This window comes from Pseudomonas salomonii (assembly GCF_900107155.1).
GTDB classification, from domain to species: Bacteria; Pseudomonadota; Gammaproteobacteria; order Pseudomonadales; family Pseudomonadaceae; genus Aquipseudomonas; species Aquipseudomonas salomonii.
The window spans coordinates 437,016-461,595 of record NZ_FNOX01000004.1 but is presented as its reverse complement, the minus strand read 5'-3'; the positions used below and the strand labels follow the sequence as shown (position 1 = coordinate 461,595).

The following is a 24,580-nucleotide window of genomic DNA, read 5'->3' as shown; positions in this document are numbered from 1 at the left end:
CCACGCTCCGCGTGGGAACGCAGCCAGGGACGCTCCGCGTCCCTCGGACGCAGAGCGTCCGTAAAGGCATTCCCACGCAGAGCGTGGGAACGATCATCCTAACGAGGTTTTTGAAATGAATGTTTTGATCATTGGCAGCGGTGGCCGTGAACACGCCCTGGCCTGGAAAGTTGCCCAGGACCCACGCGTCCAGAAGGTTTTCGTCGCCCCCGGCAACGCCGGCACCGCCATTGAAGCCAAGTGCGAAAACGTCGCTATCGACGTGCTGGCCCTTGAGCAACTGGCCGATTTTGCTGAAAAGAATGTGTCCCTGACCATCGTCGGCCCGGAAGTACCACTGGTTGCCGGCGTTGTGGACCTGTTCCGCAGCCGTGGCCTGGACTGCTTCGGCCCTACCGCCGGAGCCGCCCAACTGGAAGGTTCGAAAGCCTTTACCAAGGACTTCCTGGCGCGCCACAAGATCCCGACGGCCGACTACCAGAACTTCACCGAGATCGAGCCGGCCCTGGCTTACCTGCGTGAAAAAGGCGCACCGATCGTGATCAAGGCCGACGGCCTGGCCGCCGGTAAAGGCGTGATCGTCGCCATGACCTTGCAGGAAGCCGAAGACGCCGTGCGCGACATGCTCGCCGGTAACGCGTTTGGTGATGCAGGCTCGCGTGTAGTGATCGAGGAGTTCCTCGACGGCGAAGAAGCCAGCTTCATCGTGATGGTCGATGGCAAAAACGTATTGCCGATGGCCACCAGCCAGGACCACAAACGGGTTGGCGATGGCGACAGCGGCCCGAACACCGGCGGCATGGGTGCCTACTCCCCTGCTCCGGTCGTCACCGCAGACGTGCACAAGCGCGTGATGGACCTGGTGATCTGGCCAACCGTGCGCGGCATGGCCGACGAAGGCAATGTGTACACCGGGTTCCTCTACGCAGGCCTGATGATCGACAAAGCCGGCAACCCGAAAGTGATCGAGTTCAACTGCCGCTTCGGCGACCCGGAAACCCAACCGGTGATGCTGCGTCTGCAATCGAGCCTGGTGCTGCTGGTGGAAGCCGCTCTGGCCCAGGCCTTGGACAAGGTTGAAGCACAGTGGGATCCGCGCCCGAGCGTCGGCATCGTACTGGCGGCCGGTGGTTACCCTGCCGACTACGCCAAGGGCGATATCATTGAAGGCCTGGACGCGGCTGCTACGCTGGAAGGCAAGGTGTTCCATGCGGGCACCGCGCTCAAGGACGGCAAAGTTGTAACCGCAGGTGGCCGTGTATTGTGTGCCACCGCAATGGGTGCCAGTGTCGACGCCGCGCAACAGCAGGCGTACAAACTGGCCGCCAAAATCGACTGGAAAGGTTGCTTCTACCGCACGGACATCGGCTATCGCGCCATTGCCCGTGAACGCGGCGAGAACAACTGAACAGCTACGCTTGCGTAGCTATCCGTTCGGCTAGGTAAGGGCCTCTGGCCCTTGCCGTACCCATGTCGCCCCGCGCATAGTTAACCCGTGCATCAACCTACGAAGGGATTTCGCCGTGCGCTGGCTCAGGATCGCCATAGGTTTTACCGTCAGCTTGCTGACCCTGCTCTGCTTGTTCCCGGCCCAGGCCGCCGCACAAGGCAGTGGCTGGGCAGTATTGCTTGATGAACAGGCCGACCTGCAGCTGAGCGACATCCGCTCCGCCCGCTACACCAATCAATTCAGCCCCATCGAACTCGACCGGATTACCGCTGCGCAGCCGGACGGTGCGTTGTGGGTACGTTTCAAGCTGCAACCCGGCAAGCACGAACAAGTGCTGCGCGTATTCGCCCCGGACCTCTCGCACCTGAACCTGTATGTGCTCGACGGCGACATGCTGGTGGAGCAGCAAAGCACCGGCACGCGCCAGCCCCAGGCGGAACGCCCGCTGCCCAGCAGCGATTTCATGCTGCCGATGCCCCAGAGCCAGAAGCCCCTTGAGGTGTACCTGCGTCTGGTCTCGGAACACGAACTGCGCCCCTACATCACCCTGGAACCGGCCGTGCTCGCCGCCGCCGACCAGACCCAGACGTTGATCTACGGCCTGCTGTTCGGCTGCCTGTTGATGCTGATCCTGCACAACCTTACACGCTTCGCCTATCACCGTTCGCGCAGCAGCCTGTGGCTGGCGGCCTGCGAAGTGCTGTTGGTGCTGAGCCTGGCGCTGTTGCTCAACCTGGTGGGGCCGTGGCTGCCGAACTGGCACGCGGTACAAACCCCGGGCGCCTACCTCGCGCTGCTGCTGACTGCACCGTGCGGGTTGATGTTTGCCTACCGCTTCTTCATGCCCTTGGGCCCGCACCCGCTGAACAAGCTGTTGATGGCCGACATCCTGCTGATCGTGCTGTGTGGCCTGCTGCTGTTGTTCGTCAACACCTTGCCGCTGAACATCATCACCTATGCGCTGGTCGCCCTGGCGGGCTTGAGCATGTTGTTTGTCTCGGCCTACCACTGGCAGAAAGGCTACCGGCCGGCGCGCTTGTTTGTGGTGGCGATGGTGGTGTTCAACATCGGCACCCTGATCATCCTGCCCGCCCTGCTGGGACTGACGCTGGTGGCGCCGCAAGGCCTGATCGTGACCCTGCTGAGCTTTATCTGCCTGAGCGGCCTGCTGATGAGCCTGGCCCTGGGCGAACGCCAGCGCGCCATTGTCGAAGCACGCTTCAGCCTCAGCCGCGACCTGGCAGCCAGCAACGCCGAGATCGCCGCCAAGGCCGAATTCCTGGCCAAGATCAGCCACGAAATCCGCACCCCCATGAACGGCGTGCTGGGCATGACCGAGTTGCTGTTGGGCACGCCGCTGTCGGTGAAGCAGCGTGACTATGTGCAGACCATCCACAGCGCCGGCAATGAACTGCTGACGCTGATCAACGAGATCCTCGATATCTCCAAGCTCGAGTCCGGGCAGATCGAACTGGACGATGTGCAATTTGACCTCAACGCGCTGATCGATGACTGCTTGAGTATCTTCCGCGCCAAGGCCGAGCAGCAGAACGTCGAACTGATCAGCTTTATCCAGCCGCAGGTGCCCCGCGTGATCAGCGGCGACCCCACACGCCTGCGCCAGGCGCTGTTGAGCCTGCTGGAAAACGCCCTGCAAAAAACCGATGAAGGCGAAGTGCTGATCGTGGTCGCCCTCGACGAACGCAGCACCAAGCCGCGCCTGCGCATCGCCGTGCAAGACAGCGGCCTGCCGATGGACGCCGCCGAACGCGACGCGCTGCTGCACAGCGAACTGCACAGCAAGAACTTCCTCTCGGCCACGCGCCTGAGCGGCCACCTGGGCCTGGTCATCGCCCGCCAGTTGATCCTGTTGATGAACGGCGAGTTCGGCATCAAGAGCGGCAGCCACCAGGGCAGCACCCTCTGGCTGACCCTGCCACTGGACCCGGAACGCCTGGAACACCCGACCTCCGACCTCGACGGGCCGCTCAAAGGCGCGCGTGTGCTGGTGGTCGATGACAACGACACCTGCCGCAAAGTGCTGGTGCAGCAATGCACCGCCTGGGGCCTGAACGTCAGTGCCGTGCCGTCCGGCAAAGAAGCCCTGGCGCTGCTGCGCACCAAAGCGCACCTGCGCGACTACTTCGACGTGGTGCTGCTGGACCAGAACATGCCCGGCATGACCGGCATGCAACTGGCGGCGAAGATCAAGGAAGACCCGAGCCTGAACCACGACATCCTGCTGATCATGCTCACCGGCATCAGCAATGCGCCGAGCAAGATCATCGCGCGCAACTGCGGGATCAAACGCATCCTCGCCAAGCCGGTGGCCGGCTACACACTCAAGACCACCCTGGCCGACGAACTGACTCAGCGCAGCAAAGGCGCAATTGCGCCGCGCCCTGTGCTCAACGCGCCGGCAGCAGTGACCGTGCCGAGTGATTTCAAGATCCTGGTGGCTGAAGACAACAGCATCTCCACCAAAGTGATTCGCGGCATGCTCGGCAAGCTCAACCTCAACCCGGACACCGCCAGCAACGGCGAAGAAGCGTTGGAGGCGATGAAGGCCCAGCGTTATGACCTGGTGTTGATGGACTGCGAAATGCCGATCCTCGATGGTTTCTCCGCGACCCAGCAGTTGCGTGCGTGGGAAGTCAGCCACCAACGTATCCGCACGCCGGTGGTGGCGCTTACGGCGCACATCCTCTCGGAACATAAAGAACGCGCACGCCAGGCCGGCATGGATGGGCATATGGCCAAGCCGGTGGAATTGTCGCAGTTGCGTGAGCTGGTGGAGTTTTGGGTGGCGCAGCGTCAGCAACGCCCCGAACACGCCCCGTCTTGAACCTGGAACACGTGGGAGCAGGCTACTGTGGCGAGCAGGCTTGCCACAACAAGCCAGCTCCCACATTTGATCTGCGTCGCCTGATAGACTCTCCCCACCTCCCCCGCCCGCGAGCCGCGCCCATGCTCCACGTGTTATTCAGCGTCTACCTGAAAATGCTGGTGCTCTACAGCCCGTTCTTTGTGCTGTCCTGCTTTATCAGCCTGACCCGTGGCTACTCCAGTAAAGAGCGGCGGCGCCTGGCCTGGAAGGTCGCGTTGGCCACGCTGGTGTCGAGCGTGTTGCTCTACCTGTTCGGCCGGGTGATTTTCAGTGTGTTCGGCATCACCGTGGATGCCTTTCGCATCGGCGCCGGCAGCGTGCTGTTTATCTCGGCGCTGGGCATGGCCCAGGGCAAGTCCGCGGTGCAGACCGACAATGTGCAGCAGGACGTGACCATCGTACCGCTGACCATCCCGCTCACGGTCGGCCCCGGCACCATCGGTGCGCTGTTGGTGATGGGCGTGAGCCAGCCCCACTGGGATGACAAGTTCATGGCAATCGTCAGCATTGCCCTGGCCAGCTTCACGGTCGGTGTGGTGCTGTATTTGTCCAACCGTATCGAACGCATACTGGGTGACCAGGGCTTGCAGATTGTCAGTCGGTTGATGGGGTTGTTCGTGTGTGCGTTGGCCGCGCAGATCATCTTTACCGGTGTGCGCGGTTACCTGGTGCCTTAAATCCGGTACTTCGCGATCGCCAGTTGCACCTTGTCACCGGCGCTCTCGCGCATCAGCTGGATGGTTTTTTCGTTGACCACTGAGGTATTGAGCACCAGGCAAGTCTGGCCGCTGAAAGCCTCGACCGAAGAGCTGTCCCACTCCAGAAACGGCAGGCCCATCTGTTTGCTCACACCGTGGGTGCTGTAAGTCGCCAGCACCATCATCAGTTCACCGCCCGTTTCAGCACAGGACGCCAGGCCGAAATCGCCGCCCTGGTGCACCGTGCTGTTGCGCTTGAACAGCTCAAACGACGCAGGTTGTTGCTTCAAGGCCTGCAACGCATCCGCCGCCAGTTTCGGCAGCGCCGCCAGCAATGGCCCTGCCAGTGAGGCCGCCGCCAGCGCGGCAATGATATTCAGCGCCGCCACTTGCACCGTCAGGCCTTTTCCGGAGCTTGAGACCCGCTCAAAAGCGCTGCGCACCGGCAACCAGCCCAGGCTGACCATCACCTTGATAAATTCGTCATACCACGCCTCGCTGCCTCGTTGAACCTTCAACACATCACTCACATAACTGCTGGCCAGCAGGTAGCTTTTACGGATGTATTCACGGTTCAGCGCCGACATGCCCTCGATAAACGAGATCACGCCGTTGTTCACCACGGCGGCATTGCTGTCATCTTCCGCGTCCAGCGGCGCCGGGCGCTTGGCTCCCGGCGCCCCCGGCAGCTTGTAGGCGGCAATCAACTTGCGCCTTTTAGCACTGATGATCCTTTTGTGATGTCGCTCCATTTTTCAGTTCTCCACAAGCACCCCACATGGGGCTTGTCTTCACACTAGTCCAGCCGCTGGCGCGCTTTCCAGACGACAAACATCGCTTGGCGCACGCGTCGAAAAAACGTCCCCCAGCAATAACGCGGCATACCGGTAGACCTTCCTTTTTTCATCGACAAAAAAAGAAAAAGCCCCGAACAACAGCAGGTTTTCACCCAGCGTTACTCGGAGCTTTCTTACCTGTCGCGGGCTGTTTTCAGGACGCCGGTTTCTCGCCGTACCAGCGCGGCGTGTACACCCATTCGCCGCCACCGGTGCGGGGGAATACGCAGGTGGTGGACGAGCCGATCAGCACCATGGTGCGCATATCCACTTGCTCAGGCGTCAACTGCCCCAGCGTAGTGACACGCAGGGTCTGGCCCGGGCGGCCAATATCACGTCCCAGCACCACCGGTGTTTCGGGCGTGCGGTGCAACGCGACGATTTCCAGGGCGCGCCCCAATTGCCACGGCCGCGAACGCGAGATCGGGTTGTAGAACGCTAGCGCCAGGTCGGCCTGGGACGCGAGGTCCAGGCGTTTTTCAATGATCGACCAGGGCTTGAGGTTGTCCGACAGCGACATCACACAGAAGTCATGCCCCAATGGCGCACCCGCCTGCGCGGCCGTGGCCAGCGAGGCTGAGACGCCCGGCAGGATCTCCAGTTCGACCTGATGCCAGGCCGGGTCGCTGGATTCATGCAAGGCCTCAAGCACCGCCGCCGCCATGGCAAATACGCCAGGGTCGCCAGACGACACCACCACCACCGAACGGCCCTGGGCGGCCAACTCGAAGGCATGGCGAGCGCGCTGCATTTCTTCGCGGTTGTCGGTGCAGTGTTGCACCTGATCGTCGCGGAACGGCCCGGCCATGCGCACATAGGTTTCGTAACCCAGCACATCGGTGCAACGCGCCAGCTCGGCCTTCACCGCCGGCACCATCAACTCGGCCGCGCCAGGGCCCAGGCCGATCACGGCAAGGCGGCCACGGGCACGGCCGACGTGCGACAGGTCCAGCGGTTGCTCTGCCACGGTGATCACGATGTCCGCGTCTTGCGCCACCTGTGCAAAACGCAACGGCACACCCAGCGCCAATGCAGCTTGCTGCAACGAGGCGTCGGCCATCTGCGTGTCGCTGGCCAACAGGCAGGCCAGGGATTGCACGGCGATGCCCGCGTCATGCAAAGCCGCTCGTACCCGCCCAGCCAAATCCACCCCTGGCTTACAGGTGACACACACCGTCTTCGGATAAATCAGCAATTCATTGGCTGCCGGCATGCGCTCGGCACTGCCCACGTGAATCGCCAGACGTGCATGCTGATCCTGCGGCAAATTCGCCTGGTCCAGCCAAGGCGCCACACCTTCGATGCGCACGCTTTCGCCGGCCAGCAGGTCCGAGACAAACCGCTTGCCCAGTTCCAGGTCCGCCAACGCATAACCCGCAGGCGGGTTGAGCAGGCAAGTGCCAAAACGCAGCTCGCCGCTGGTGGTGATCGCCGCAGCGACGCCCAGTGCCGCGCCAATCTCTCGCGCCATCAGGTTCACACCGCCCAGGCCGCCGAGCAACGGCACCACGGCGCTGCCATCTTCAGCCACGGCCAACACGGCGGGCTCTTCGCCTTTTTCCAGCAGCAGCGGCGCCAGCGTGCGGATCACGATACCCGCAGCACACAGGGCAATCAGGGGCGTGCCTTGTTGGTAAAGCTGACGCAGGGTCGCGCCGAATTCACTGTAAGCCTGGTCCGCCCCTTCAACCCGCCCGGCCAAGCCGTGGATCAGCGCGCCAGGGTAAACCTGCGCGATCTTGCGCGCCGTCGCCAGGCTGCCCTGGCCGAGAATCACAATCGCCGGACGCATCAACCTTGCCACCTTTCGCCCGGCACGATGATCAGCGAGAAGTACGGCGAAGACGCCGGGTCGACCTGATCCAGCGGCACTATTTTCTGATTAGCCATGGTTGCACGCTCAACGTAGAGCGCACGTTCGGCCAAGCCGAGCTCTTGCAGCACCTGGCGCACCTTGGGGAAATTACGCCCCAGCTTCATGATCACCGCCGCATCGGCATCCGCCAGCCGACGTTTGAGGTCGTCGTGGGGCAGCACGCCGGAGAGCACCGACAAACTCTGATTGCGATACACCAGCGGCGCGCCGAGCACCGAGGCGCCACCGAGCATTGAGCAGACGCCGGGGATAACCTCGGCTTCATAGCGCTCGGCCAAACGGTCGTGCAGGTACATGTAGGAGCCGTAGAAGAACGGATCGCCTTCGCAGATCACCGCCACATCACGGCCAGCGTCCAGGTGCGCGGCCACGTCGAGGCTGGCGTTGTCGTAGAAGTCGCTGATGATCTGCTCGTAAGACATCGGTGCCGGCAGCACTTCGGTGGTTACCGGGTACACCAGCGGCATCAAGGTCTGCTGTGCCACCAAGTGGTCTTCGATAATGCCGAAAGCATTGCCTTTCTTGCCCTTGGCCACGAAATACGCCACCACCGGCGACTCGCGCAGCAGGCGCAGTGCCTTGAGGGTGATCAGTTCGGGGTCACCGGGACCAACGCCCAGACCAATCAAACGTCCGCGTGCCGGCATTATTCGACCTCCGTGGCCAAGGCGTTGACTGCTGCGGCGGCCATCGCACTGCCGCCCAGGCGGCCTTGCATAATCACAAACGGCACGCCACGGCTGTCGGCCGCCAGCATCGCCTTGGATTCAGCGGCGCCGACAAAGCCCACCGGAAAACCGAGGATCAACGCAGGTTTCGGCGCGCCGGCGTCGAGCATTTCCAGCAGGTAGAACAGCGCGGTCGGTGCGTTGCCGATCACCACCACGCTGCCTTCCAGGTGCGGACGCCACAGTTCCAGCGCGGCAGCCGAACGGGTGTTGCCCAGCTCCCGCGCCAGCGCCGGCACGCTGTCGTCGCGCAAGGTGCAGATCACCGGGTTATTGGCCGGCAGGCGCGCGCGGGTCACGCCTTCGGAGACCATGCGCGCATCACACAAAATCGGCGCGCCGGCCGCCAGCGCATCGCGCCCGGCCTTGCCTGCGCCTTCGGAGAACTGCAGGCCGTCGATGGCGTCGACCATGCCGCAGGCATGAATCACCCGCACCGCGAGTTTTTCCAAGTCGGCCGGGATGCGCTCCAACTTGGCTTCCGCGCGAATAATGGCGAAGGAGTTGCGATAGATCTCCTGACCGTCGCGGATGTAATCAATCATCGGTGTTGCTCCGTGTGCGGCCGCGTAACAGGGCGCCCGCCGCTTCAATGGAAAGAGTGCGTGCGTGCAGCCGGCCGAAACCGGGTTGGGCTGCCTCGCGAAAATAGACGTCGTAGTGGCCGGGGCTTACCGCCAGCAAGGTGACCGGCGCGGTGTGTGCGGCGGCGCAGGAGCGTGGGCAGCCGGACAGGTGCACCTCGGCGCCAGGTTGCAGCGCGGCCAGTTGCAGGGCATCGGCCTTGGTCTCGGCCAGGCCTTTGCCGCAGCCGCTTGAGCCGGTGCAGGCGATCATGCGTGCCAGCGGTTGGTCGACTGAACAGAGGAAGCCCAATTGCTCCAACCTTTCTGTCACGGCGCCATGGTTGTTAAGGTTGGGCAGCAGTACGCCCTGCCACGGCGTGAAACGCAACGTGCCGTCGCCAAACTCACTGGCCAACTGCGCGGCGCCTCTAAGCATGCTCGAGTCCAGACGCCCCAGCGGCGCAACGGCGGCGACGTAGAACAGGTTTTTTTGCCGCTGTGGATAAGTGCCCAGGTGCAACAAAGCCCCGCTGGCCGGGCGCTTGAGCCCACCCACCGGCAGTAACGGCAGGCTCAGATGGGCCAGTAAGTTATCCACAGCCAGATGACGCATGCGGGTTTGCGTCGGTGTCGCCAGGTCGAGAAACGCTTCCAGCACGGCCACGACCAGGGCATGGCCTTGCTCCAGCGGCACAGCGGCCAAGGGTGCATCCAAGCCTGGGCAACCGGCCAGGCCGAAAGCCAAAAGTGTCTCGCCCGCCTGCTCAAACGCCGACAGCCACAGATCATGGTGATGCTCGAGCATCGCCAGGGCTTCACCGCCATCGAGTTGCACGGCGAATTTGGCCGACAATTCATGGAAGCGTGGATGATTTTGCAGAGTGGCGAGGACCTGATCCGCCAGTGGGCGGGTGTCGAACAGCATCTGCGGGTCTATACCGGCGCTTGGGCTGAGCATCAGGTTGCGCACATCGTCGCCGGCGGCGTTGCTGGGGCCAAGCCCTGTGGCCAGCAGCATCGCGATCAATGCATCCTGCTCGGTGCCAATCCCGCGAATCTGCAGGTTGGCGCGGTTGGTGGCTTCGATCACCCCGCCCGCATAGGCCTGCGCCGCGTCCGCCACGGCAATCGCCTGGGCGGCGGTGATAGAACCGCCGGCCAATTTGATCCGGCAAATCCCGCCATCCAGCGCCTGGACGATACGCAGCAACCCCGGACAAGCCGAGGGGCGCAAGGTATTCAGAGCAGACGTTGGGTTCACGGGGCTACCGGTTGACGGGTAAAGGCGCGGTATTATGCCTGCTTTGTCCGGCGGCATGAAAAGCCTGCCCGTCGGATGTCGTTCAAGGAATTCTTATGTCGCCCTGGCTGACGGTTGTAGGCATCGGTGAAGACGGCTTCAAAGGCCTGGGCAGAAACGCCCGGCACGCCCTGTTGCGCGCCACCCGGATTATAGGCGGCCAGCGCCAGTTGGACCTGCTGCCCGTGTGTATTGGTGGCGAGCGCCAGCTGTGGCCAAGCCCGTTTTCCCTGGAGCCGGTGCTGGCTAGTCGTGGCGAGCCGGTCTGCATTCTGGCCAGCGGCGACCCGATGTTCTATGGCGTAGGTGCCAGCCTGGCGCGACAGGTGGCCGCTGAGGAATTGCTGATTTTACCGGCGCCGTCCTCCGTGTCGTTGGCCGCGGCGCGTTTGGGCTGGCCGTTGCAGGAGGTGGTGACCTTATCCGTGGTGGCGCGGCCATTGGCGGCAATTAATGCGCACCTGGCCAGTGGCGCGCGGTTGCTGGTGCTGAGTAATGATGGGCGCAGCCCTGCGGCGATTGCCGCGCTGTTAGCCGAGTCCGGCTTCGGGCGCAGCCGGCTGAGCGTGTTTGAACACTTGGGCGGCGCAACCGAACAGCGCCTCGACGGGCTGGCTGCTGATTGGCCACACGCCTCGGTTGCGGACTTGAATCTGGTTGCCATCGACTGCCTGGCCGACGCCAACACCCCGCGCCTGTCACGCCTCGCCGGGCTGCCGGATTCGGCCTTCAACCACGACGGCCAACTGACCAAGCGCGATGTACGCGCCATGACCCTCGCCCGCCTCGCGCCGATGCCCGGTGAATTGCTCTGGGACGTGGGCGCGGGCAGCGGCTCTATCGGCATCGAGTGGATGCGCGCGCATCCGAGTTGTCGCGCACTGGCGATTGAAGCCGACGCAGGTCGCCAAGGGCTGATCGAATATAACCGCGATGCCCTCGGCGTGCCCGGCCTGCAACTGGTTCGCGGCAAGGCGCCTGAGGCGTTACTCGGCCTGGAAGCACCGGACGCTATTTTTATCGGCGGCGGCGTCACCCGCGACGGCGTGCTCGACACCTGCTGGCAACACCTGCGCCCCGGTGGGCGTTTGGTCGCCAATGCGGTGACCCTGCAAAGCGAAATGACCTTGATGGCCTGGCGCGCGCAACACGGCGGCGAGCTTACGCGCATCCATGTGGCCCAGGCCCAGCCGCTGGGTGAGTTCGACACCTGGCGCCAGGCGCTGCCGATCACCTTGCTGGACGTGGTCAAGCCGCTATGAAACGCATCCTGTTGTTGGGCGGCGTCACCGAAGCGCTGGCCATCGCCCGCACGCTGGGGCCGGAACATATCTATAGCCTGGCTGGGGTTGGGCGCGTGCCCACTGACCTCACCTGCCAAGTTCGTGTAGGCGGGTACGGCGGGCATGCAGGCTTGGCGCAATTTGTTCGCGATGAGCAGATCAGTCTGATCCTCGACGCGACCCACCCGTACGCGGCGCAGATCAGCCAGAACGCGGCCACGGCGGCAGCAGTGTGCGGCATTCCCTGCTGGGCGTTGCGGCGCCCGGCGTGGCAGCCGCAGGCGGGGGATGACTGGCGCGAGGTGGGAGATTGGGCTGAACTGATCGAAGCCTTGAAGCCCTTCAAACGTCCGTTGTTCACCTTGGGGCGCGAGCCCTTGCAGCATCTGGATGAAATCCCCGCCGATCAGTTCTGGACGCTGCGCGCACTGGATGTGTATCCGGGCAATGAGCGCTGTGAAGTCATCGGCGCGCGTGGGCCGTTTCTGATTGAGGACGAGCGCGCGTTGTTTGAACGGCGTGGGATTGATGTGTTGATCAGCAAGAACAGCGGCAGTGCGGCGACCGAGCCGAAGCTGGAAGTGGCACGCGAGCGTGGCGTGCCGGTATTGGTGTTGAAGCGGCCGGTGTTGGCGCTGGTGGATAGAGAGCTTTTGACGCCCGCAGAAACAATCGATTCATTGGCAGATTTCATTCGATAGATCAGGATCATTCGCAGCCTCTGGCAATTCTATTTGTTACCTCAAGGGACGGCGATGAACCAACAACACGAAGTGCTACACTCCAAGAATAATTCAAGCCAGACTCAATTATATTCAGGAGCTGACATGATAGAAGTTAAAGAGGCCGTACAAGTCGCCAAGGCTGCAGCAAACGACTTCCTCGGGCAAGAAACGGAATTGCAAGACCTCATGCTTGAGGAAGTCGAGCTAAATTCGAGCGGTAAAACATGGGCAATCACGTTGGGTTTTAATGTTCCAGCCCCTGATAAGTATGAAAGGTTAGGCGCGTCCTTAGCCGGACGAATGCAGACAAGGAAATACAAAACATTCATCATTGACGCGGAGACAGGTGAGTTTCGCTCCATGAAGATCCGCGAAGTATGATAGATGCCTATATCAAGCAGTACCGAAGAAAGGGAATCATAGTCGACACCAACTTGCTACTCCTGGCACTGATAGGTGGAACGCCCAGCGTTGTAGAGTTCAAGAGAACCCGGGGCTATACCAATGAAGACTACCGCCTTTTGCTCACAATGATTGATCAGTTCGAAAAACTTGTTTCCACGCCTCACATTCTCGCAGAAGTCAGCAACCTGACAAATGGATTGTACGGGAGAAAGTTGCACGATGTTTACGCGACATTAAAAAGTTCACTTTCAACAATTATTGAAACTCACACCCCAGCCTTGGGCATAAGTCGCGATTATGAGCTGTCGCCCTACGGCCTTACTGACGTAGGAATTATCGCACTCGCTAAAGATAACTATCTAGTTTTGACTGATGACCTTAGAGTCGCCGGCTTTGCTCACCAACAGTGCGTCGATGTTGTGAATTTCAACCATATACGGGAAGCAAGTTGGGAGTTCTAAACCAATAGACGATCAGTCCCACGCACGAGCGCAGGAACGATCGGTCATAGGACTGTTAACTACTCGCGACTGTCGGCCGTCTTGCACCTTCCTGCACCCTGTCAGCCAGCAATCGCGCCAGCTCAATCAACTGCGCAACACCCAGCAACTCCTCTCGCTTCGGGCCATCCAGGTCAAACGCAAGGTCGCAACTCAGCGCATTGGCCGAGGCGAGTGTTTCGCTGAGGTTGACCAGCAGGTCTTCGGTGCTGATTCCGTCGGCTACGGTGAATAGGCAAATGGGGGGATTGGGGGTGGGTTTGATCATTGTGAATTTCCTTAATCTAAGTGGAGCCGCCACTGATCGCCGCGATGCGAAAGAGGGTGGCAGCTGTGCGCAGGTTCGCGGACCGGAGATTAAGGAAACCGGCATACCCGAAGGTATCCCGCGCACAGCCACCATAGCGCCGCACAGTAGACGATAAAAAAGCGTCAACTGAAAGGAGGCAATGCTTAATCAATCCGGGCCGCGACGCCCGACCGCTGCCTGTGCAGCGGTGTATGGAGACTAGAGATTGAGTGTCCTAGGGACAACCTCAAAGACTTGTAAGACGTTTCTGTTTGCACGAATAACCAGCCGGACGGCCAACTATTTAGCTTCTCCGCCCAAAGTCGAATCTACCTACAAATACTTCCGAACCATCTGGCTGGCACAGCCAAAAGCCCTCGCCCTAACCTCCCCTCTCGGTGTTTTGCATCAGCATGCGAAACCGTACGAAATGGCGTATCGGAAATGCGCATCCACTATGGCCCTGGGTATCGGGTTTACTTTACGCGCATCGGTGAGGTGGTTTACCTGCTGTTGATCGGAGGCGATAAATCAACGCAAAAGCGCGACATACAGCGCGCTAAACAGATTGCAGCTGAATTTGGCAAAAGGAGTGAACCATGACTGAATTTAGAGATTTCGACGTAGCTGAGCACCTCAAAACCCCGGAGGACATGGCCGAGTACCTTGAAGCGTCTTTCGAAGAAGACTCTGGTGACGGCTTACTGATTCGTTCAGCCCTCAACAACATCGCACGCGCCCAAGGCATGACCCAAGTAGCCCGCGACGCCGGCCTTGGAAGAGAAAGTTTGTACAAAGCCCTTTCCAGTGCTGGCAATCCTGAGTTCGCGACTATCATGAAAGTCATGAAAGCGCTGGGCCTCAAGCTTCACGCCACAGCGGTCTGACCCGGTGCGACACCAAACCACACCGCCGCTTTTTACTTATGCCCCCCGATCAGGCTAAATACCCACCTGATCGCTTAACCCTACGGATTGTCCGCCATGGCCCGTCAACGCTTTGCAATTGTGTGGATCGCCTGCTTTGCAGTGCTGTTCAACGCCTTTGCCATGCCGCTGGCCAGCGCGATGCAACAGTCGCAAGACCCCGTGCAACAATTGCTGTGGGGCAGTTTCTGTTCTTCCAATGGCGCCAGCCTCAAGACCATTGCCTTGGGCAAGTTGGATATCCCAACACCGCCCCAGGAAGATCATTCCGCCATGCAGCATTGCTGGTGTTGCTCGGGCTCGCCGCCGCTGGTGGCGTTGCCGGGGCATGTGCCGCAGCTGTATGTGACGCGTTTTGATGCGGTGCCGGGCCTGTCGCCGCCCGCACTGCAAGCCCCGACCCCGCGCCAGCAATGGCCTAGCCTTAACCCCCGCGCCTCTCCAACGGTTTGATTCGTTCGCAAGTGAACTGCGTTTAGAACCGTTCTGGAGAACTGCCATGCTTAAATCTTCCCTGCTGCTGGCCGCGTTGTTGCTGCCGGTGTTCAGTGCTGCCAATGCCGACGACTACAAGGCCGGCGACCTGCTGGTCAGCGATCCCTGGTCCCAGGAATTGCCGCCAAATGCGCCGACAGTCGCCGCCTATTTTGTGATTCATAACCAAGGTGACAGCGCGGATCGCCTGGTTAGCGTCGATACGCCCGTGGCTGCCGAAGCCCAGCTGCATGAGCATGTGATGCAGGGTGACTTGATGAAGATGCAAAAGGTGGACACCGTTGCCATACCGGCCAAGGGTGATCTGACCTTCGCACCAATGGCCTACCACGTGATGCTGCTGGGCCTGAAAGACCGCAGCCAACTGCGCGACGGCCAACACTTCCCACTCACCCTGAACTTCGAAAAAGCCGGTCCGGTGCAGGTTGAAGTCTCGGTACAAAAAGCGCCGCCGATGGCCGGCCACGAGCATATGCACGCCCAATAGGCCAACGTAGATGGGCGCCCCTCGCGCCAGGTTGTCGCCACACCGCCGCAGGCCCATGAGCCTGACGCGCGGCAGTTGGATCAGCCTGTTCGCCATGCTGATGATCTTTATCGGTCCGCTGATTTCCCAAGCGATGCCGATGGACCATCACGCCGGTATGTCGATGGAAATGTCCATGGACATGCCGTCAAGCGGCCATGGCGAACACCAGCAAGCCCCCAGCGAACACCACGCCCTCTGGGCAAAGTGCGGTTATTGCGACCTGCTCTTCAGTTGCCCGGCCCTGCCCGGCAGCGTGTCCTATGCCAGCCTCGGCACACCGCCACCGGCTAATGCCCTGACGCCCGCCACTCGCCTTGGCCACGCCCGGCAGAGCATCTTCCCCGGCGCCCGCAGCCGCGCTCCGCCCATCGCTTCGTAAGCACTTCACAGCATCACTTCACACCGGCCGACTTTAGACAGACAGCCGCAGGCTGCTGGCCGTGTTGTTTACGATTGATTGATGGAATTTGTCATGTCCAGGTTTTCTGCTGACTCCCGTTTGGGATGTACCCCCGTTTTCGCTGTTCTGTGCGGCGCGTTGCTGGTGCCACAGGCCCACGCCGATGAGCATGAGTTGAGCCCCACGGTAATCACCGCGATCGCCCCCAGCTCGCCGCTGACCGTTGTCACCAACCCCAAAGACCCACGCCAACCGGTGCCCGCCAGCGACGGCGGCGACTACCTCAAGACCATCCCCGGCTTCGCGTTGGTGCGCAACGGCGGCACCAATGGCGACCCGGTGCTGCGCGGCATGTTCGGTTCGCGCCTGAATATCCTCACCAACGGCGGCATGATGCTCGGCGCCTGCCCAGGGCGAATGGACGCGCCTACCTCGTATATCTCGCCGGAAACCTACGACAAGCTCACCGTGATCAAAGGCCCGCAAACCGTGCTCTGGGGGCCTGGCGCGTCGGCCGGTACCATCCTGTTCGAGCGTGAGCCCGAGCACTTCGGCGAGCTGGGCACGCGGGTCAACGCCAGTGTGCTGGCCGGCTCCAACGGGCGCTTCGACAAGGTGGTCGATGCCGCCGCCGGAGGGCCTTTGGGCTATGTGCGGGTGATCGGCAACCAGGCCCACGCCGATGACTACAAGGACGGCAATAACGACACCGTCGCCTCGCGCTACGACAAGTGGAATGGCGACGTGGCCGTCGGTTTCACCCCCGACGCCGACACCTTGCTGGAGCTCACCGCCGGCCGTGGCGATGGCGAAGCGCGCTACGCCGGGCGCGGCATGGATGGTTCGCAGTTTCTGCGCGAAAGCCTGGGGCTGCGCTTTGAAAAATCCAATATCGGTGAGGTACTGGATAAGGTCCAAGCGCAGGTCTACTACAACTACGCCGACCATGTGATGGACAACTACAGCCTGCGTACGCCGTCGGGCACCGGCATGATGGCCGGGCCGATGGCTTCCAACGTCGACCGCCGCACCCTTGGCGCACGCATCAAGGCGACCTGGCGCTGGGCCGATGTGCAACTGATCAGCGGCCTGGACGCGCAGACCAACGAACATCGCCAGCGCAGCAGCATGGGCATCGACACCTACAAGGATCTGCCACGGGTCAAGGACGCCAACTTCCATAACTACGGCGTGTTCAGCGAACTGACCTGGTACGCCGCCGACCGCGATCGGCTGATCACCGGCGCCCGCCTGGACCGCGCCTCGGCCAAGGATTTTCGCCAGCGCACGGGCTCGGGAATGATGTCGCGCCCCAACCCGACCGCCAACGACACCCGCGCCGACACGTTGCCCTCGGGCTTTGTGCGTTATGAGCATGACCTGGCCGACACGCCCACCACGGTCTACGCAGGGCTCGGCCATTCGGAGCGTTTTCCGGATTACTGGGAGCTGTTTTCGCCCAACACCGGCGCGGTGGGTTCGGTGAATGCCTTTGACGGCGTAAAGCCGGAGAAAACCACCCAACTCGACGTCGGCGCGCAGTACAAAACCGCCGACCTGGAAGCCTGGGCCTCTGGTTATATCGGCCGGGTGCAGGACTTTATCCTGTTCGACTACAAGCCCGGGATGATGGGCACCACGTCCCAGGCCCGTAACGTCGACGCCCGCATCATGGGCGGTGAATTGGGCGCGGCGTACAAGCTGACCCAGCACTGGAAAGCCGACGCCAGCCTCGCCTACGCCTGGGGCAAGAACACCAGCGACGGCAAGGCGCTGCCGCAAATGCCACCGCTGGACGCGCGTTTGGGCCTCACCTACAGCCAGGACGACTGGAGCGCCGGCGCCTTGTGGCGTGTGGTCGCGGCGCAAAACCGCATCGACCAGAACAAGGGTAACGTGGTCGGCAAGGACTTCGACAAAAGCAGCGGTTTTGGCGTGTTCTCGCTGAACGCGGCGTACCGCATCAATAAAAACTTCAAGGTCAGCACCGGCGTCGACAACCTGTTCGGCAAAGCCTATGCCGAGCATCTGAACCTGGCCGGTAACGCAGGCTTCGGCTACCCGGCCAACGACCCGCAAGCCATCAAGGAGCCGGGGCGTACGCTCTGGACCAAGGTGGACATGAGCTTCTAAGAGCATCGCGGGCAAGCCCGTTCCCACAGAGGAATGCATTCCAAATGTGGGAGCTGGCTTGCCTGCGATAGCGGCCTGACAGACAAAAAATATCTAAAGCCTTGCGGAGCCTAATGATGACCACCCAAAAAATTTCCTTCTACAACCTGGCCTGGCGCTGGCACTTCTACGCCGGCCTCTTCGTCGCCCCGTTCATGGTGCTGCTGGCCCTCACCGGCATCATCTACCTGTTCAAACCCCAGCTCGACCCGCTGATGTACGGCAACCTGCTCAAGGTGCAAAGCGCCGAGCACGCCCTGAGCGCCGACGAACAACTGCAACGCGCCCAGGCAGCCTTTCCCCAAGGCAAAATCAGCAAATACCTGCCACCCGCCGACGCCACCAGCAGCGCGCAGTTCGTGATGCACAACGATGGCCGCGAAGTGACAGTATTCGTCGACCCGTATCGCGGCACTGTCCTCGGCGAACAGGATGCCCAATACAACCTGCAAGCCATCGCCCGCGCACTGCATGGCGAGCTGATGATCGGCACCGTGGGTGATCGCCTGGTAGAACTCGCCGCCGGTTGGGGCGTGATGCTGGTGGTGTCCGGCGTGTACCTGTGGTGGCCGCGTGGCAAGTCTTCGGCGGGTGTGTTGTGGCCACGGCTCAACAGCCGCGGCCGAGTGTTCTGGCGCGATATGCATGCGGTCGCCGGTTTCTGGGGCGCGGCTTTTTTGCTGGTGATGCTGCTCAGCGGCATGACCTGGACCGGCTTCTGGGGCAAGCAATACGCCGAGCTGTGGAATAAGTTTCCGGCGGCAATGTGGAACAACGTGCCGCAGTCCGACCAGCAAGCACGCAGCCTCAATACCGCCAGCCAGCAGACCGTGCCGTGGGCGATGGAAAACACGCCGATGCCGATGTCCGGCGACCACGCTGAGCATATGAATCACGGCGCCATGCATTCAGGTCCTGCCGCGCCGACGGTGCGCCTGCAACAAGTGGTCGACCTGGCCAACGCGCGCAAGGTCGAACCCGGCTATAGCATCACGTTCCCCACCACCGCCGAAGGCGTATTCACCGTCGCAGTGTTCGCCAACGACCCGCGCAATGACGCGACCCTGCATGTGGACCAGTACACCGGCAAAGTGCTGGCCGACGTGCGCTGGGAACACTACAACCTCGTCGCACGCGCCACCGAAACCGGCGTGATGCTGCATGAGGGCAAGATGTTCGGCTGGGTCAATCAGCTGATCGTGCTGGTGATCTGCTTGATGATTCTGCTCAGTGCGGTGAGTGGCGTGGTGATCTGGTGGAAACGTCGGCCACACGGTGGGCTGGGGGTTCCGCCGTTGCGCCATGACCTGCCGAAGTGGAAAACCGCGATGGTGATCATGCTCGCACTGGCGATTATTTTTCCGCTGGTGGGCGCGTCGCTGGTCGTGGTGTGGGCATTGGATCGTTTGGTGCTGGCGCGCCTTTTCAACCAACGTGAATCTGCCTCAGGTTCTGCATGAGGCAGGTGAGATGCCCACGGCAGAGGCCTTCTGTAGCCTTGCGCGACTTTTGTCGCGCAGCCAATAAGTGTTAACTTATAACACTTTCTGCGTTATCGTTGCTCGCCGCGCCCTGCGGCGAGCACACCCTTTCAAGAAGCGATTGATCGACCGATGAACAAGTACCTTGCGTGCGGCGTATGCCTGCTCGCCTTGCACAACACTGCCCAGGCGCTGACCCTGCCCGCCAGCCCCGTGACCGCGCCCGCCGTGGATGACGAGCGCGTCGACCTGAACACCCCGACCACCGCCGGTTCGCGCCTGAACCTCACCGCCTTGCAAACCCCAGGCAGTGTCGAGAGCCAAACCGGCGAGAAGATCCGCGAACGCGGCGACGTCAGTGTGCAGGACGCCATCTCCCGCGCCACCGGCATCAGCCGCACCGGTTCGCCGGGCGACGGCGGCACGTCGTTGCAGGCCCGTGGTTTTACCGGGCAGAGTTCGGTACTGCAACTGTACGACGGGCAGCGCATGTTCGATGGCGCAGGCACCTCCACCTTCCCGGTGGATACCTGGTCGGTTGAGCGCGTGGATGTGCTGCGCGGCCCGGCCTCGGTGATGTACGGCCAGGGCGCCACCGGTGCGGTGATCAATACGATTGCGAAGAAGCCGTTCAGCGGCGAAATCGAAAACCATGTGCGCCTGGGCTATGGCTCCGATGACCGCCAGCAGCAAGCGCTGGACAGCGGCGGCTCGCTGACCGACACCCTGAGCTACCGCCTGAACGTCAACCGCCTGCGCAGCAACGGCTTTATCGCACGCGGCGACTCCGCCAGCGACTTCGTCAGCGGCGCGCTGCGCTGGCAGCCGGCCGATAACCTGAGTTTTACCCTGGCCCACGACTACGGCGACCAGAGCCCGCAGAACTATTACGGCACGCCGCTGATCAACGGCCAGTTGCACAAAGGCCTGCGCGACAAGAACTACAACGTCAGCAACGACAAACAGCACTACAACGACCAGTGGATGCGCCTGACCAGCGAGTGGCAGATCAACGACAACGTCACCGCCACCAACGAGCTGTCGTACCTGAAAAACCAACGCCGCTGGCAGAACGCCGAGAGCTACAACTATGTGAATGGCGGCCTGGTGCGCCAGGACTACCTGGGCATCAAGCACAACCAGGAACAGGTCGGTGACCGCCAGACCTTCACCTTCAAACACACGCTGTTGGGCCTCGACAGCCAGACCGTGACGGGCGTCGAGTACAACCGCATTCGCTTCCGCCTGGCCAGCAATGCGCCGTTTAACGACGTGCCAGGCGGCGGCCAGCCGGTGGACATTCAGCATCCGGTGCCGCAACCGTTTGTGAGCGACAGCCCTTTTATGGCCCAGTCGGTCAGCACCACCAAACAACTCGCGGCCTTCGCCGAAAACCGCCTGCAACTGACCGATAAACTGTCGTTGATCACTGGCGCGCGCCGCGACTACCTGCACATCGATAGCAATGACCTGACAACCGTGAACCAAGACTCCGACAAGACCCTGACCGGCAACAACTGGAAAGCCGGCCTGGTCTACGCGATCACTCCGAACACCTCGGTTTACGGCCAGTACGCCACCAGCACCGATGGCGTTGGCAGCCTGATCAGCCTGAGCCCGAGCCAGCAGCAGTTTGGCTTGTCCACCGCCAAACAGGCCGAAATCGGCTTCAAGCAAGCGTTCTGGGACTCGCGTGGCGAGTGGACCCTGGCGGCCTATCGCATCGTCAAAAAGAAACTGCTGGTGAGCATCCCCGGCACCACGCTCAAGGAGCAAGTCGGCCAGCAATCCTCCAACGGCCTGGAAGCCAGCCTCGACCTGCAACTGCCCAACGCCTGGCAGCTGCAAGCCAACGCGGCCATTGTGCGGGCGCAGTACGACGACTTTTCCGAAGTGGTCAACGGCCAGGCCGTTTCCCGCGACGGCAACCGCCCGGTGGACGTGCCCAACCGCACCGCCAACCTGTGGTTGAGCAAGGCGTTGACCGATGACATTCGCGCCGGTGCCGGTGTGCGCTACGTCAGCGCCCGTTATGCCGACACCGCCAACAGCAGCGAAGTGCCGAGCTACACCGTGGCCGACGCCACCGTATCGTGGAAAGCCATGCGCAATACCACCCTGGGCCTTGAGCTGAACAACCTGTTCAACCGCACCTACGCCGTCAGCCAGTACAACAATGGTCAACAGTGGATACTGGGTGAGCCGCGTTCGTTCTTCGTCACGGCGGACTACACCTTCTAACTGAAACAGCCCGCTCCCACATTTTCGCTTTGCGTTGACCTTGAGAATATTGATGGCCTCACTCACCCTCACCGACCTTGGCTGGACTCCACCCGGCCACGACCACTGCAACCACCGCTTCCAGCTGCGGGATGCCGGCCTGCAGGTCGGCGCGGGGGAGTTTGTCGGGCTGATCGGCCCCAACGGCAGTGGCAAGACCAGCCTGTTGCGCTGCGCTTATCGCTTCAGCAAACCCGAACGCGGTGACGTGCTGCTCGAACACCAGAATATCTGGAAGCAAAGCGCCAAGTGGTGCGCACAACGCATCGCTGTGGTGCTGCAGGAATTCCCCGACACCTTCGGCCTGCGCGTGGACGAAGTGGTCGCCATGGGCCGCACACCCCACAAGGGGTTGTTCGACGGCGACACACTGCACGACCAGCATCTCATCCGGCAGGCACTGGAATCGGTCGGCATGCACGGCTTCGACGACCACGCGTTCGCCACGCTCTCGGGCGGCGAAAAACAGCGCGTGATCCTCGCCCGCGCCTTGGCGCAGCAGCCGCAACTGCTGATCCTCGATGAGCCGACCAACCACCTCGACCCGCGCTATCAGCTGGAGTTGCTGCGGCTGGTCAAGCGCTTGAACATTGGCACCCTGGCCAGCATTCACGACCTGAACCTGGCTGCGGCTTTCTGTGATCGTTTGTACGTGATCAACCACGGGCGCATTGTCGCCAGCGGCACGCCTCACCAAGTGCTGACCGCCGAGTTGCTGCGTGATGTCTTCGGCGTCGAAGCCTTGATCGACGCTCACCCATTGGCCGGCTACCCCCGAATCACCTGGATAACCCAACCATGATCCTGCGCGCCCTGTTGTCTCTCGCGTTGTTGCTCGGCACGGCCCAAGCGTTTGCCGATGCGACCCATTACCCGGTGACCGTCAAAAGCTGCAACCGCGACGTGACCTTCCAGGAAGCGCCGAAACACGCGGTCAGCCACGACATCAACATGACCCAGATGATGCTCGCCCTGGGCCTCAAGGATCACATGGCCGGCTACAGCGGCGTCACCGGTTGGAAGTCGGTCACGCCGCAAATGGCCGAAATCCTCGACGGCCTGCCGGAACTGGCGAGCAAGTACCCGTCGGTGGAAACCCTGCTCAACGCCAACGTGGATTTCTTCTTCGCCGGTTGGGATTACGGCATGCGCGTGGGCGGTGACCTTACGCCGCAAACCTTGCAGCCATTGGGCATCAACGTCTACGAGTTGACCGAGTCCTGCGCTTTCGTGATGAAGCGCCCGGCGGCGACCCTGGACGACACCTATAACGACCTGCGCAACCTGGGCAAGATCTTCGATGTGCAGGAGCGCGCCACGGCCTTGATCGCGCAGATGCAGGCGCAAGTGGCCGAGGTGCAACAGCACCTGCCCGCCGACAAGCCTCGGGTGTTCCTCTATGACAGCGGCGAAGACCGCGCCATGACCTCCGGCCGCCTGGGCATGCCGCAAGCACTGATCACCGCTGCCGGCGGGCGCAATATCCTCGATGACATCGACGCCAGCTGGACCCGCGTCAATTGGGAAACCGTGGTGGAGCGCAACCCCCAGGTGATCGTGATCGTCGACTACAGCGAAACCACCGCCGCACAGAAAGAGCAATTCCTGTTGGATAACCCGGCGTTGCAGTCGGTGGACGCGATCAAGAACCAGCGCTTTATCGTGATCCCGTATGTGCAGGCCACGCCGGGCATCGACAACGTGCTGGCGGTGGAAACCCTGGCCAAAGGGTTCCACGGCGAATGATCAGCCGCCGCTATGCCCTGCTGTTGAGTGCGCTTGGCGCGTTGTTGCTGGTCTCTTGCGTGATCTCGCTGGGGTTTGGCTCGGCGCGGGTACCGGCGGACGTGGTGTGGCGGATTTTGCTCAACAAGGCCTTCGGCCTCGGCGAGGCCAACTGGAGCACTGGCCAGGAACATATCGTGTGGCTGATCCGCGTGCCGCGCATGTTGCTCGGTGCGCTGGTCGGCGCCGGGTTGGCATTGATCGGTGCCGTGTTGCAGGCGGTGACGCGCAACCCGCTGGCCGACCCGCACCTGCTCGGCGTGACCTCCGGCGCCACCCTGGGCGCGGTGATCGTGGTGCTGCATGTGGGTAAAATCGTCGGGCTGCTGACGCTGCCCATCGCAGCGTTTATCGGCGCCTTGCTGAGCATGCTGGTGGTGCTGGCGGTGGCCAGTCGTAACGGCCGCCTGGAAAGTGATCGCCTGCTGTTGTGCGGCGTAGCCGTGTCCTTCGTGATGATGGCAGCGGCCAACCTGCTGCTGTTCATGGGCGACCATCGCGCCGCCTCGGCGGTGATGTTCTGGATGCTGGGCGGTCTGGGCCTGGCGCGCTGGGAGCTGCTGGCGATCCCCACCGCAACCGTTTTTCTAGGCTTGCTGGTACTGGTGGGCATGGCGCGGCCGCTGAACGCGTTGATGGCCGGCGAACAGACCGCCGTGACCCTGGGCCTCAACGCACGCAATGTGCGCCTCAAAGTGTTTATGGTGGCGTCATTGATGACCGGCGTGCTGGTGTCCATCAGCGGTTCCATCGGCTTTGTCGGGCTGATGGTGCCGCATATTGCGCGGCGCCTTGTGGGGGCCGAACACCGGCGTTTATTGCCGGTGTGTGCACTGCTGGGTAGCCTGTTTCTGGTGTGGGTTGACGTCGCTGCGCGCACCCTGATCGCCCCCGAAGACTTGCCCATTGGCGTGGCCACGGCAGCGATTGGCGGGCTGTTTTTTATCGGGTTGATGCGCAAGCGCTAGA

Annotated in this window: 23 protein-coding genes and 1 pseudogene; 18 read left to right on the top strand and 6 right to left on the bottom strand. The window is 61.9% G+C overall.

The genetic code is table 11. From position 1 onward, the window contains the following. The first annotated feature begins 115 nt into the window (after positions 1 to 115). The 3 genes from purD to BLV67_RS12090 all read left to right on the top strand — a co-directional run bounded on the left by purD (position 116) and on the right by BLV67_RS12090 (position 5,014). Positions 116 to 1,408 (top strand): phosphoribosylamine--glycine ligase, encoded by a 1,293-nt coding sequence (gene purD / locus BLV67_RS12100; RefSeq protein ID WP_058419482.1) that lies wholly within the window; start codon positions 116 to 118, stop codon positions 1,406 to 1,408. A gap of 115 nt (positions 1,409 to 1,523) precedes the next feature. Further along, positions 1,524 to 4,295, top strand: a complete 2,772-nt coding sequence (locus BLV67_RS12095) for a hybrid sensor histidine kinase/response regulator (RefSeq protein WP_069786889.1) — start codon at positions 1,524 to 1,526, stop codon at positions 4,293 to 4,295. 122 nt (positions 4,296 to 4,417) lie between these two features. After that, positions 4,418 to 5,014, top strand: a complete 597-nt coding sequence (locus BLV67_RS12090) for a MarC family protein (protein WP_017136752.1) — start codon at positions 4,418 to 4,420, stop codon at positions 5,012 to 5,014. On the opposite strand, the gene BLV67_RS12085 is transcribed toward BLV67_RS12090, so the two are convergent. The 5 genes from BLV67_RS12085 to cobG all read right to left on the bottom strand — a co-directional run bounded on the left by BLV67_RS12085 (position 5,011) and on the right by cobG (position 10,359). Further along, positions 5,011 to 5,787, bottom strand: coding sequence for a hypothetical protein (locus tag BLV67_RS12085; RefSeq protein WP_069786888.1), 777 nt, complete (start codon positions 5,785 to 5,787; stop codon positions 5,011 to 5,013). The genes BLV67_RS12090 and BLV67_RS12085 overlap by 4 nt on opposite strands. A 238-nt stretch (positions 5,788 to 6,025) precedes the next feature. Then, positions 6,026 to 7,663, bottom strand: a complete 1,638-nt coding sequence (gene cobJ, locus BLV67_RS12080; protein WP_065930617.1) for a precorrin-3B C(17)-methyltransferase — start codon at positions 7,661 to 7,663, stop codon at positions 6,026 to 6,028. Next, positions 7,663 to 8,394: a precorrin-2 C(20)-methyltransferase gene (locus tag BLV67_RS12075; RefSeq protein WP_065930618.1), complete on the bottom strand. Its 732-nt coding sequence runs from the start codon at positions 8,392 to 8,394 to the stop codon at positions 7,663 to 7,665. The genes cobJ and BLV67_RS12075 overlap by 1 nt, the downstream gene beginning before the upstream one ends. Beyond that, a complete protein-coding gene (locus tag BLV67_RS12070) occupies positions 8,394 to 9,020 on the bottom strand; it encodes a precorrin-8X methylmutase (protein ID WP_069786887.1) in 627 nt (208 codons plus the stop codon). The genes BLV67_RS12075 and BLV67_RS12070 overlap by 1 nt, the downstream gene beginning before the upstream one ends. Further along, positions 9,013 to 10,359: a precorrin-3B synthase gene (cobG, locus tag BLV67_RS12065; RefSeq protein ID WP_069786886.1), complete on the bottom strand. Its 1,347-nt coding sequence runs from the start codon at positions 10,357 to 10,359 to the stop codon at positions 9,013 to 9,015. Before cobG ends, BLV67_RS12070 begins: the two co-directional genes overlap by 8 nt. 38 nt (positions 10,360 to 10,397) lie before the next feature. Between cobG and BLV67_RS12060 the strand changes: the two genes are divergently transcribed. The 4 genes from BLV67_RS12060 to BLV67_RS12045 all read left to right on the top strand — a co-directional run bounded on the left by BLV67_RS12060 (position 10,398) and on the right by BLV67_RS12045 (position 13,215). Then, entirely contained in the window at positions 10,398 to 11,603 is a 1,206-nt protein-coding gene (locus BLV67_RS12060) for a bifunctional cobalt-precorrin-7 (C(5))-methyltransferase/cobalt-precorrin-6B (C(15))-methyltransferase (protein ID WP_069786885.1), read from the top strand. Continuing rightward, complete coding sequence (locus BLV67_RS12055; RefSeq protein WP_069786884.1) at positions 11,600 to 12,325, top strand: cobalt-precorrin-6A reductase; 726 nt, start codon at positions 11,600 to 11,602, stop codon at positions 12,323 to 12,325. Before BLV67_RS12060 ends, BLV67_RS12055 begins: the two co-directional genes overlap by 4 nt. 126 nt (positions 12,326 to 12,451) lie before the next feature. Further along, positions 12,452 to 12,730, top strand: coding sequence for a hypothetical protein (locus BLV67_RS12050; protein WP_069786883.1), 279 nt, complete (start codon positions 12,452 to 12,454; stop codon positions 12,728 to 12,730). Further along, positions 12,727 to 13,215, top strand: a complete 489-nt coding sequence (locus tag BLV67_RS12045; RefSeq protein ID WP_069786882.1) for a PIN domain-containing protein — start codon at positions 12,727 to 12,729, stop codon at positions 13,213 to 13,215. The genes BLV67_RS12050 and BLV67_RS12045 overlap by 4 nt, the downstream gene beginning before the upstream one ends. 55 nt (positions 13,216 to 13,270) lie before the next feature. Here the strand turns inward: BLV67_RS12045 and BLV67_RS12040 are convergent, their stop codons facing one another. Further along, the gene (locus tag BLV67_RS12040) at positions 13,271 to 13,522 is read right to left on the bottom strand and encodes a DUF6124 family protein (protein WP_069786881.1); all 252 of its coding nucleotides are present in this window, start codon (positions 13,520 to 13,522) and stop codon (positions 13,271 to 13,273) included. A 435-nt stretch (positions 13,523 to 13,957) separates the two neighbouring features. Between BLV67_RS12040 and BLV67_RS33125 the strand changes: the two are divergent. The 11 genes and pseudogenes from BLV67_RS33125 to BLV67_RS11985 form a co-directional block, all read left to right on the top strand. Then, positions 13,958 to 14,146: pseudogene (locus BLV67_RS33125) on the top strand (type II toxin-antitoxin system RelE/ParE family toxin); the annotation flags it as partial. After that, positions 14,143 to 14,430, top strand: a complete 288-nt coding sequence (locus tag BLV67_RS12030; RefSeq protein ID WP_069786879.1) for an addiction module antidote protein — start codon at positions 14,143 to 14,145, stop codon at positions 14,428 to 14,430. The pseudogene BLV67_RS33125 and the gene BLV67_RS12030, both read left to right, overlap by 4 nt. A gap of 96 nt (positions 14,431 to 14,526) precedes the next feature. Beyond that, the gene (locus BLV67_RS12025) at positions 14,527 to 14,922 is read left to right on the top strand and encodes a DUF2946 domain-containing protein (RefSeq protein ID WP_068931263.1); all 396 of its coding nucleotides are present in this window, start codon (positions 14,527 to 14,529) and stop codon (positions 14,920 to 14,922) included. A 46-nt stretch (positions 14,923 to 14,968) separates the two neighbouring features. Further along, positions 14,969 to 15,451 (top strand): copper chaperone PCu(A)C, encoded by a 483-nt coding sequence (locus BLV67_RS12020; RefSeq protein ID WP_068931262.1) that lies wholly within the window; start codon positions 14,969 to 14,971, stop codon positions 15,449 to 15,451. Between the two features lie 10 nt (positions 15,452 to 15,461). Then, entirely contained in the window at positions 15,462 to 15,872 is a 411-nt protein-coding gene (locus tag BLV67_RS12015) for a DUF2946 domain-containing protein (protein WP_069786878.1), read from the top strand. A 93-nt stretch (positions 15,873 to 15,965) separates the two neighbouring features. Further along, positions 15,966 to 18,026, top strand: a complete 2,061-nt coding sequence (locus tag BLV67_RS12010; RefSeq protein WP_069786877.1) for a TonB-dependent copper receptor — start codon at positions 15,966 to 15,968, stop codon at positions 18,024 to 18,026. 116 nt (positions 18,027 to 18,142) lie between these two features. Further along, on the top strand, positions 18,143 to 19,525 hold the full coding sequence (locus BLV67_RS12005) for a PepSY-associated TM helix domain-containing protein (RefSeq protein WP_069786876.1): 1,383 nt from the start codon (positions 18,143 to 18,145) through the stop codon (positions 19,523 to 19,525). Positions 19,526 to 19,678: 153 nt separating this feature from the next. Next, the gene (locus BLV67_RS12000) at positions 19,679 to 21,787 is read left to right on the top strand and encodes a TonB-dependent receptor (protein WP_069786875.1); all 2,109 of its coding nucleotides are present in this window, start codon (positions 19,679 to 19,681) and stop codon (positions 21,785 to 21,787) included. Positions 21,788 to 21,839: 52 nt separating this feature from the next. Beyond that, positions 21,840 to 22,628 (top strand): ABC transporter ATP-binding protein, encoded by a 789-nt coding sequence (locus BLV67_RS11995; protein WP_065930631.1) that lies wholly within the window; start codon positions 21,840 to 21,842, stop codon positions 22,626 to 22,628. Further along, positions 22,625 to 23,572, top strand: a complete 948-nt coding sequence (locus BLV67_RS11990) for an ABC transporter substrate-binding protein (protein ID WP_069786874.1) — start codon at positions 22,625 to 22,627, stop codon at positions 23,570 to 23,572. Before BLV67_RS11995 ends, BLV67_RS11990 begins: the two co-directional genes overlap by 4 nt. After that, positions 23,569 to 24,579, top strand: coding sequence for a FecCD family ABC transporter permease (locus tag BLV67_RS11985; protein ID WP_069786873.1), 1,011 nt, complete (start codon positions 23,569 to 23,571; stop codon positions 24,577 to 24,579). Before BLV67_RS11990 ends, BLV67_RS11985 begins: the two co-directional genes overlap by 4 nt. Position 24,580: the final 1 nt, after the last annotated feature.